Raw genomic sequence first — 1,881 nt, forward strand, 5'->3', positions numbered from 1 at the left:
GTCTGGCAATGCTTGGGTGTCTGGCAATGCTTGGGTGTCTGACAATGCTTGTGTGTCTGGAAATGCTCGTGTGTCTGGCGATGCTTGGGTGTCTGGAAATGCTCGTGTGTATGGCAATGCTTGTGTGTCTGGCAATGCTTGGGTGTCTGGCAATGCTTGGGTGTCTGACAATGCTTGTGTGTCTGGCAATGCTCGTGTGTATGGCAATGCTTGTGTGTCAAAATTGACAGACTATGTCGTTTATAAAAATATGTGGTCAAGTGGCCGTTATTTCACTTACACACGATCAAATAAAAAATGGGCAGTTGGTTGCTTCTACGGAACCAGTGAAGAACTAGTTGATAAAGCGTACAAAGATAGCGAAATATCTGGAAAAATGTACGAAAAGATAGTCAAGTTAAACGATGAAATGTATGCAGAATTGGAAGATTAACTATGCAAGAAGAAATCACGAACATCGATTTAAAAAAATATCGTGAGCGCATTGGATGGACACGTGACCAAGTAATTAGCGAGTTTAACCGACGGTATGGACATGACCTGAAGTATCTGACGTATGAAATTTTTGAAGACACTGGAGAGGTTAAGACTTACTTCGTAGATGAGTTTATTGAGCTTTTGAAGATTCCAGAAGTTGACGTTATCAACGGGAACTTTAGGAAAAATAAAGACTTGTCAGTCGATGACATGATTAACAACGGATTTGGCATAACGCTTAAGACCATTCGCAAGCGCCACCATATGACGTTGAAGCAGCTTGCCAAGATGACTGGTATCTCTTATTCGTCAATATATTGCTATGAGAATGACAAGAAGGTGCCAAGCAAGGAATACTTTTGGAAATTGTACGAAGCCTTAGTTGCTTTGGAGTCGGGATATGGAACTAACCGGAAAGGTGCTTAGTCGTCGAGGTTCAGTTTTAACGATTGAATTAAACGATGATAGCGAGCTGTATAAGCTAGATAAATACGACCCAGCACAATTACACCAAGTTGGTGTTCTAATTGACGACAAGCGCCGTATAAGCACAAATCAGCGTAAGTTTGCTTGGTACTTAATTGAAAAGATTTATAAAGCTCAAAAAGGTGGTCATTGGTTATCCACGAGAGATGAAGTTTATGACCGATTCAAATACAAGTATTTACTAACGCATGAGGATGAAGAGTACGTGAGTTTGAGTCGAAGATACGGAAATATGTCACAGGCTAATGATTTTATTAATTTGCTACTCCAATTTTGTTTAGAAAATGAAATTGGTATAGGTGTTAGGCCAATAGATTATTTAGACCCAGATGAAGTCGGCAAGTGGGAATACGCCTGCTTGATGAATAAATCTTGTGTTATCTGTGGCCGTCCCGCTGACCTCCATCATTTGGAAGGGTCACGTATCGGTCAAGGCAACAACCGTAACAAAGTTAATCACATGGGCCGAAGAGTTGAGGCGCTATGTCGAGAACATCACGATGCTTGGCACCATGACGAAGCGAACTTGATGGCTAAGTACCATTTATCAGGTATCAGAGTAAACGCTGAAATAGCGCAGTTATACCGACTTAACACGGTTGGTGGGAATGATGATAGGAGTTTGATGTGAAACAAAATGTAGATAATTTAGTTGGTTATCTAAGAAATCAAAATTTACAGCACTTATATCTAATTAAAGCGATTGTTAGTCATCTAATTCAAAAAAAAGAAAGTGAAGACGAGATTTTAAATTTAATTACTAAATTTAAAGACCTTTAGTTTGCTTAGAAATCGGGATAAATAATCATGAGAGAAATTAAGTTTAGGGAATGGGACGAAACCCGTGCAGAATTTTATGGTGGAGAAATTCCTGGTATGAGTTATGGCGTTCGAGAGGATTATGACGATATGGTTGGA

3 protein-coding genes and 1 pseudogene are annotated in these 1,881 nt (G+C 39.7%); all 4 read left to right on the forward strand.

Annotated features, from left to right (window positions below):
- Nucleotides 1-433 (forward strand): annotated as a pseudogene (locus M4974_RS07775) (polymer-forming cytoskeletal protein); the annotation flags it as partial.
- A gap of 2 nt (nt 434-435) precedes the next feature.
- On the forward strand, nt 436-903 hold the full coding sequence (locus M4974_RS07780) for a helix-turn-helix domain-containing protein (RefSeq protein WP_248715905.1): 468 nt from the start codon (nt 436-438) through the stop codon (nt 901-903).
- Nucleotides 878-1,594 (forward strand): putative HNHc nuclease, encoded by a 717-nt coding sequence (locus M4974_RS07785; protein ID WP_248715906.1) that lies wholly within the window; start codon nt 878-880, stop codon nt 1,592-1,594. The genes M4974_RS07780 and M4974_RS07785 overlap by 26 nt, the downstream gene beginning before the upstream one ends.
- A complete protein-coding gene (locus tag M4974_RS07790; protein WP_248715907.1) occupies nt 1,591-1,743 on the forward strand; it encodes a hypothetical protein in 153 nt (50 codons plus the stop codon). Before M4974_RS07785 ends, M4974_RS07790 begins: the two co-directional genes overlap by 4 nt.
- Nucleotides 1,744-1,881: the final 138 nt, after the last annotated feature.

This window comes from Convivina praedatoris, from assembly GCF_933208495.1.
GTDB classification, from domain to species: domain Bacteria; phylum Bacillota; class Bacilli; order Lactobacillales; family Lactobacillaceae; genus Convivina; species Convivina praedatoris.